The sequence below is a fragment of the Streptomyces sp. NPDC055078 genome, assembly GCF_053607985.1.
In genome coordinates this window covers 1-6,864 of record NZ_JBSGUP010000444.1, presented here as the reverse complement: position 1 = coordinate 6,864, position 6,864 = coordinate 1, and the positions used below count along the sequence as shown (strand labels likewise).

The window sequence follows — 6,864 nt, the reverse complement described above, 5'->3', positions numbered from 1 at the left end:
GTGTCGAACCGTGTCGAACCGTACGGGCCACGGCAACGATCACCGCCGCTTCACCGTGGCCCCGGGCCGTCACCGAGGCCCCGGTCCGTCACCGTGGCCCCGGCCTGCTCCCGGGCCGGGGCCGGGGCCCTCACAGCTCCGCCAGCAGCTCCGCCTTCTTCGAGCTGAACTCGTCGTCCGTCACCAGACCCGCCTGGTGCAGCTCCCCGAGATGGCGTATCCGATCCGCGATGTCCGCCGGATCGCGCCGCCCCGCCCGCAGCGCCATCGCCGGTGCCGCACCCGACTTCTGTACGGACTCCAGCACCGCGGCGGCGAACGGCAGCGACTCGTGCACCGGCCCGTTCCGCAGTCCGAACACCACCGCCGCCGGATCCTGGTCCACCTTCGCGGGCCGGGCCGCGTCCTCCGCGCGCCGCAGCAACCGGAGGTAACCGTCGAGCGCCTCCGGGGTGCGCCACTCGACCCCGCTCAGCTCCGCCACCGCGAAGCTCTGGTCGCCCGCCTTCCACTTCTCGGACGAAGCGCCCGTCCACGACCAGCGGAAGTCGACATGCCTCCCGTCGAACGACGCCTTCCCGTCGTACGCCTTGAAGTTCAGCGGCGCGCTGGGGGCGGCCACGGCGTACCGGTAGGAGGGACGGTCCGCGTCGGCGGACAGCACCGCCCGCAGCTCGTCCGCGTAGTACTCGGCGAGAGTGCCCCGCTCGGCCGGGACCACCAGCCGGTAGGGATCGCTCACTTCCTTCAACTGCCCGGCGGCGGCCTCCATCAGTGGATCCGCGCCGGGCCGGGGTGCCGCGCGCAGCACCACCGTCCCCCGCTTGCCCGGGGAGACTGTCACCGATGCCAACGCCTCGTGGGGGATGCGGCGTTCGCGGAGCGCCTGGAACAGCTTCGGCGCGCGGTGTCCCCGTTCAAAGCGGATGAGCACAGAGTCGGACTCGAACTCCCAAGTGGCTTGAATTCCGGCCAGTACATCACCCATACGCATCATCGTAGGCGGCGGGCGCTCGCGCGTCGCCCCTCGGTCACGACCACGATGCGCCAAGTTCTACGCGCGTCAGGCCGCTGCTTCGCCGTAGATGTCACTGCGGCACAGGTCATCGTCGCCCGCGCAGCTCACTCCGTCGTACCGGCCCACGCCTATCTCGGCGAAGTTGGTGAGACTCTCCGTACCCGGCTCGAAATAGCCGCTGTGGCCGATAGCTCCCGCTGCCGACACCACCCGGGCCCCGAACTCGGGGTCCACCGGGTCCTCACCGTGACCCAGCCCGCCGACCTCCAGATGCGGTACGTCCCCGATCCAGTCGTCGCCGTCGCGCATCGCCCACACCCGGGCGCGGGAGCGCAGTTCACCGACGCTCTCCGCACGCATCCCGGGGCTGCCCGCCACCGCGATGTCCGTGACCCGCGCGGGGAGCCCACGGGCCGCGACCCCGCACACCACCGAGCCGTAGCTGTGGCAGAACAGCACGATCTCCGAGGTCCCCGGCAGCGCCTCGGTGAGCGCGGTCAGCCGTACCGAGCCGTTCTCGGCGAGCCGCCCCATCGCCGAGTCCATGCCGAGTCCGGCGGGCGCGACATAGTCGGCCCAGGCGATGACCGCCGTACGCGTACGGGGCGACGCGGCCCGCTCGGCGGCGTACAGCGACCTGGCCATACCGACCGGCGCGGTGTTCTTGCGGGCGCTCCGCTGGAAGGTGAGCAGATGGGTGTCCACGCCGGGGACGATCACCGAGACCCGCTCGGCGCGGTCGAGATCGCCGAACACCTCGGCGACCCGACCGGTCCCGGACGGGTCGAAGGCGAGGATCTGCCGCTGGGTGCTCATCAGCGCCGTGAGGCGGTGGATCCGGCGTTCGGCCTGGTCGCGGCCGACCCTGCTGAGCCGTGCGGTCGCCAGGTTCCGGTGCTCCAGGGCCAGCGAGCGGGCGAGCGCCGTGCGGTTGGCGCGATAGCGCAGGGAGACCGGCACGCCGTTGAGATTGCCGACCACCAGGGGAAAGCGGTGGGCGAGCCGGGCGCGCTGGGAACTGCCCAGTGACGCGAAGAACGCGGCCAGCCTCGGCGCCGGAGCGTCCACGCCCGGGAGCGCCCGACTGCCGATCCGGGTCTTGCGCCAGCCGGCCAGTTCGGCCTCGACGAGGTCGCGCGCGCCGCCGTGGTGGCGTACGGCGGTCCATCCGGTGGTCGCCAGCATGATGAACACCACGGCGAGCGCGAGCAGCGTCCGCCAGACGGTCAGTGTGGGAGAGGAGTCGAAGGAAGTCACTGCGGGACAGCCTAGGAGAAGGGGAGGCCGGCTCGTGGCGTCCGTGAGGCGAATCACGTGTCCAGGGGGGACGAATGGGGAAAGGGGGTCTCGCGGTGCGTCAGCGCGTCGGTGCGCCGGGTCGCCTTGTGTCGCGCTTGGTCACGCTGTGACGCGCCCCCGCGCTCGCGGCCCGGTGCGCGCCCCGGCTCCCGAGCCGGAGCCCGCGCCGGGGCGCCCCGGCGCCGGACCGCTGCCGGTCGCTATTGAGCCGCCCCGCAGCGCGGGGGCATGGCCTTCGGTCATGTCCTCAAACGCCGGACGGGCTGGAGATGGCCGCCCGGACGGGCTGGAGACGCCCCCCGGGCGGGTAGGAGATGGCGGGCCGACAGACGTCAGATGATCTCGGCGGGGGGCCTGTTCCAGCGCTCGGTCAGGGCGGGACCCAACTGGTCGAGATACGCCGTGGTCAGGTCGCGCAGAGCCCTGATGCTCCAGTCGTCACCCCGGGCCCACATCGCCCCGGCCGCCCGCATCACCCCGCAGAACGCGGCCACCGCGACCCGGGGACGGGCGTCCGTGGCGGCGTCGATGCCCTCACGGCGGGCGATCAGCTGGGTGATCTCCTCCTCCACCTCCATGGAGTGACGCAGATGGGAGGCGAGCAGCGAAGGCGTGGACTCGATCATCAGATAGCTGCGCATATGGAGTTCGACCGGGATGATCTCCTCGATCGTGTCGCCGAGGATGTCCCAGCCGGCCGTCATCGCCTGGCACAGGATCTCGAACGGGCTCTCGTGGGGCGGCCGTTCGCGCAGTGCCGCCAGGAAGCGGGACTCGGCGAGGCGCTGCACACTGAAGGCGGCCTCCTCCTTGCCGGCGAAGTACCGGAAGAAGGTGCGCTGGGAGACATCGACCGCGTCCGCGATCTCGTCGACGGTGGTCTCCTCGTAACCCTGGGTGGTGAACAGTTCCAGCGCGGCGCGCACGAGCGCGTCACGGGTGAGCTGCTTCTTGCGTTCGCGCAGACCGGCCGGCCCAACTGTCGGCTCGACCGTCACATGCTCCTCGCTTCGTGTTCCCCGACTCCGGGCCGGATGTCCCGCCGTATGCCCCACGGCCGTGCTCCCAGGTGTCCCAGGTGTCCCAGGTGTCCCACGGTCGTGTCCGTTGTGTTCCATGGCGTGCCCCCATGGGTGGGCAACCGCTCCTGACCAGGTCAGCGTACCTGTGAGCGGCGTGACAGTCACAGACTACTGAATCGGTTTGTCAATTGTCAGTGGCTGACATTAATGTCGCACACATGACTAGTCAGACCACCGTCGACAAGGCCCCGAAGGATTCAGCGGGCCCCGGCGACTCCATACCGGCCAAGGGGCTCCGCGGCCACCCCTGGCTGACTCTCTTCGCCGTCGCCATCGGCGTGATGATGGTCGCCCTGGACGGCACGATCGTAGCCATAGCCAACCCCGTGATCGCCAGCGATCTCGGGGCCACCTTCGCCGACGTCCAATGGATCACCAACGGCTACTTCCTCGCCCTCGCCGTGACCCTGATCACCGCGGGCAAGCTCGGTGACCGCTTCGGCCACCGCCAGACCTTCCTCATCGGCGTCGTCGGATTCGCCGCGGCCTCGGCCGCCATCGGCCTCTCCGACAGCATCGCCATGGTCATCACCTTCCGGGTGGCCCAGGGCCTGTTCGGCGCGCTGCTGATGCCCGCCGCGCTCGGTCTGCTGCGCGCCACCTTCCCCGCCGAGAAGCTGAACATGGCGATCGGCATCTGGGGCATGGTCATCGGAGCGTCCACCGCGGGCGGTCCGATCGTCGGCGGTCTGCTCGTCGAGCACGTCAGCTGGCAGTCCGTCTTCTTCATCAATGTCCCCGTCGGCATTCTCGCCGTCGTCCTCGGCGCCGTGATCCTCAAGGACCACCGGGCGAAGAACGCGCCGAAGTCGTTCGACATCCTCGGCATCCTGCTGCTGTCGGTGGCCATGTTCTGTCTCGTCTGGGCACTCATCAAGGCCCCCGAGTGGGGCTGGGGCGACGGCAAGACCTGGGGCTTCATCGGTGCGGCCGTCCTGTGCTTCGCGGTCTTCGCCTTCTGGGAGAACAGGGTCGCCGAGCCGCTCATCCCGATGAAGCTGTTCCGCTCCGTGCCGCTGTCGGCCGGTGTGGTCCTGATGATGCTGATGGCGATCGCCTTCCTGGGCGGTCTGTTCTTCGTCACCTTCTATCTCCAGAACGTGCACGGCATGAGCCCGGTCGACGCCGGACTCCATCTCCTGCCGCTCACCGGAATGATGATCGTCGGATCGCCGCTGGCGGGTCTGTTGATCACCAAGGTCGGTCCGCGTATCCCGCTGGCCGGCGGTATGACCTTCACCGCGCTCGCCATGTTCGGTATGTCGACGCTGGAGACGGGCACCAGCAGCCCGCTGATGTCCGTCTGGTTCGCCCTCCTCGGCCTCGGTCTCGCGCCGGTCATGGTGGGGGCGACCGAGGTCATCGTCGGCAACGCCCCGATGGAGCTGTCCGGCGTCGCGGGCGGCCTCCAGCAGGCCGCCATGCAGATCGGCGGCGCTCTCGGTACGGCGGTGCTCGGCGCGGTCATGGCCTCCAAGGTCGACAACGACCTCGCGGGCAACTGGGCCGACGCCAAGCTGCCCCCGATGAGCCCGGAGCAGTTGGACAAGGCGGCCGAGGCCGTACAGGTCGGGGTGCCGCCGGTGGCCAAGGGCACGCCGCCGGAGCTGGCCGAGCAGATCGGCAAGGTCGCCCACGACACCTTTATGTCGGGCATGGGCCTGGCCTGTCTGGTCGCCGCGGGTACGGCCGTGGTGGCGATCTTCGTCGCCCTGCTGACCAAGCGCGGGGACAACGCGGAGGCGGGTGCGGGCGGGGCCCACATCTGATCCGCCCGCGCGTATCCGATCCGCCCGCGCCCCGGCGCGTCGCCCCAGGAGATCCACAGCCCCACCGGGCCCGCCCGGTGGGGCTGTCGCTCATCGGGGTGATGTGCGCCGGGATCACTTCCCGCCCGGACCACCCGGGGGCCAGGGTGCGGTGATCCGATCCGTACGACATCCGGGGGACGACCGGTATGCGCAAGATCCTGATCACCGCGCTCATGACCACGACGGCACTGCTGCCGGGGACGGCCACCGCTGCTCCCGCACCGGCGTCGGCACCCGCACCGGCACCCGCACTGGTACCCGCACCCGCACCGGCCCTGGGGGAGTGCCCCACGGGCGCGCTCTGCCTGTGGGAGCGGGAGGACTTCTCCGGCGAACGGTGGAGTCATGAGCTGTACGGGACCGAGATCGACAGCTGTGTCGCGCTGCCGCCCGGCACCACCGCCGAGTCGCTCGCCAACCGCACCGGCCGTCCCGTCACCACCTACCAGTCGGGGGAGTGCGCGGAGACCGGCGAGTTCCAGACCTACCCGGGCGACGGGACCTGGGTGCCCCGGTCCCCGTACCGCGTGCGGGCCTTCACGCTCCGGGAGCGCTGAGCCCGCGTGCGCGCGCCTGTCCCTGCCGGGCCGGCGCCACGGGCTCCGTCCCGCGCCGAATCGCCCGCGCCGTACCGCCCGCGCCGAACCGGTCCGTACGGGCCCGCCCACACGGCTCCCGCCCCCGGCTCAGCGCCCCCCGCTCAGCCGCGTACCACCGGCTCGTCGGGCGGGGCGGCGGGCCGCACCCGTACCGCCGTGTCGCCGGGGGTGATCGTGGGTACGGGCGCCGGCGCTCCCGGTGCCCCGGCGGGTGCCGGGGCGAGGGAGGCCACCTGCTCCCGCAGGGCCTTCACCTCGGCCGTCAGGGCCTCCAGGAGGGCCGTCTGCCGCCGCTCCTCGGCGCTGTCGCGCTCGAAGCGGGAGATGAACCAGGCGGCGATGTTCGCGGTGACCACACCGAGCAGCGCGATGCCCGAGATCATCAGGCCGACCGCGAGCACCCGGCCGAGACCGGTCGTCGGCGCGTGATCGCCGTAACCGACCGTCGTCATGGTCGTGAAGGACCACCAGACCGCGTCGCCGAGGGTCTTGATGTTCCCGTCGGGCGCGTCCCGTTCGACATGGAGCACCGCCAGCGAACCGAACATCATCAGCCCGACCACGGCGCCCCCGACATAGGTCGTGAGCGTGATCTGCGGGGCCATCCGCGCCCGCCGGCCCACCAGGAGCAGGGTGGCGACGAGCCGCAGCAGCCGCAGCGGCTGCACCAGGGGCAGGACCACCGCGAGCAGATCCAGCGGATGCTTGCGGATGAACAGGCGCTTTCCGGGGGCCAGCGACAGCCTGACGAGATAGTCCACGGCGAAGGAGGCCCACACCACCCACTCGGTGAGCATGCACAGGGTGTGCACCCACCGGTCCGCGCCGGGTGCCACGATCGGTACGGCGTACGCGAGACCGAACGCCACCGCGAGTACGAGCAACGGCGTCTGCGAGCGCTCTTCCCACCGGACCTGCGCTGTGCGTTCCTTCATGCGGTGCATCGTAGGCACGCGTGTTCGCACCGACACCCGGGCCGTGCGTCGGCGGCACACGGGTTCGTACCGACACCGAAAGGCGGTGGCGGCCCGCCCAACCCGCGCCGCCCCCGCCCT

At 71.0% G+C, this 6,864-nt stretch carries 6 protein-coding genes; 2 read left to right on the top strand and 4 right to left on the bottom strand.

Translation table 11 applies throughout. The features are described 5' to 3' along the window. Positions 1-130: 130 nt before the first annotated feature. The 3 genes from ACWF94_RS28775 to ACWF94_RS28765 form a co-directional block, all read right to left on the bottom strand. A complete protein-coding gene (locus tag ACWF94_RS28775) occupies positions 131-988 on the bottom strand; it encodes a DUF4429 domain-containing protein (RefSeq protein ID WP_453494698.1) in 858 nt (285 codons plus the stop codon). Positions 989-1,063: 75 nt separating this feature from the next. Further along, positions 1,064-2,275 (bottom strand): alpha/beta hydrolase, encoded by a 1,212-nt coding sequence (locus ACWF94_RS28770; protein ID WP_453494695.1) that lies wholly within the window; start codon positions 2,273-2,275, stop codon positions 1,064-1,066. A 374-nt stretch (positions 2,276-2,649) separates the two neighbouring features. Beyond that, entirely contained in the window at positions 2,650-3,315 is a 666-nt protein-coding gene (locus ACWF94_RS28765; RefSeq protein ID WP_453494692.1) for a TetR family transcriptional regulator, read from the bottom strand. A 242-nt stretch (positions 3,316-3,557) separates the two neighbouring features. Here ACWF94_RS28765 and ACWF94_RS28760 point away from each other — a divergent pair, with 242 nt between their 5' ends. Beyond that, positions 3,558-5,168: an MFS transporter gene (locus tag ACWF94_RS28760; protein WP_453494689.1), complete on the top strand. Its 1,611-nt coding sequence runs from the start codon at positions 3,558-3,560 to the stop codon at positions 5,166-5,168. Positions 5,169-5,356: 188 nt separating this feature from the next. Continuing rightward, positions 5,357-5,767 carry a peptidase inhibitor family I36 protein gene (locus tag ACWF94_RS28755; RefSeq protein WP_453494686.1) on the top strand — a complete coding sequence of 137 codons (411 nt, stop codon included), beginning with the start codon at positions 5,357-5,359 and terminating at the stop codon, positions 5,765-5,767. Positions 5,768-5,910: 143 nt separating this feature from the next. On the opposite strand, the gene ACWF94_RS28750 is transcribed toward ACWF94_RS28755, so the two are convergent. Further along, on the bottom strand, positions 5,911-6,744 hold the full coding sequence (locus tag ACWF94_RS28750) for a potassium channel family protein (protein WP_453494683.1): 834 nt from the start codon (positions 6,742-6,744) through the stop codon (positions 5,911-5,913). Between the last annotated feature and the right edge of the window lie 120 nt (positions 6,745-6,864).